The sequence below is a fragment of the Vibrio sp. YT-19(2023) genome (genome assembly GCF_033337395.1).
Genome location: NZ_JAWOQN010000793.1, coordinates 1 through 592, shown reverse-complemented (window position 1 = coordinate 592; position 592 = coordinate 1). Strand labels below are relative to the sequence as shown.

2 protein-coding genes are annotated in these 592 nt (G+C 47.3%); both read left to right on the top strand.

Features of this window, described 5'->3' with window-relative positions; translation table 11 throughout:
- Positions 1-142 (top strand): hypothetical protein (locus R7E78_RS28500; protein ID WP_318058933.1); only part of this gene is annotated, 142 nt, incomplete at its 5' end.
- A gap of 198 nt (positions 143-340) precedes the next feature.
- A partial coding sequence (locus tag R7E78_RS28495; RefSeq protein WP_318058932.1) for a DUF4124 domain-containing protein occupies positions 341-592 on the top strand: 252 nt, incomplete at its 3' end.

Below are 592 nucleotides of genomic sequence, written 5' to 3'. Positions count from 1 at the left end.
CGAAGACCGTGAGTTCTTAACAGCGGGCGGCGTATTCTCTGACGACTTTATCGATTCTTACATCGCACTTAAGTCAAAAGACGTTGAGCGCATCAACATGGCAACTCACCCACTTGAGTTCGAACTTTACTACTCTGTATAAGGTTCAAACTGTGTAAAATGTAAACACAGTAACAAAATATTAGGCTCGCCTCGCAGGCGGGCCTTTTTTGTATTCGTCAGTCAAGATTCGCCGTTTAACATGAGGGGATAATAAAAATACGCTTGGGCTATTTTTACCTTGTAGGTCAAAGGTCTAAGCCATTGAAACGTGAAATCATCGATCAAAAGAAGGTGAGCCATGAAAGTTCAGCTTATTCCATCGCTATGTATACTCAGCGGCACGCTACTGGCCTCTGTAGCCTCGGCTCAGGTCGCTTATACTTGGGTAGACGAAAACGGCGTAGTGCACTTCAGTGACACCCCAAACCAAGGTGCGAAGACCATCGCATTGCCCAATCTTGAAGCCAGTGCACCAGCACCAGAAGTCGAGAGCACGGAATCACTTGCGCCACAAGCCAAAGCAGCCCCCGAACCAGAAGAAGAGCCAGAA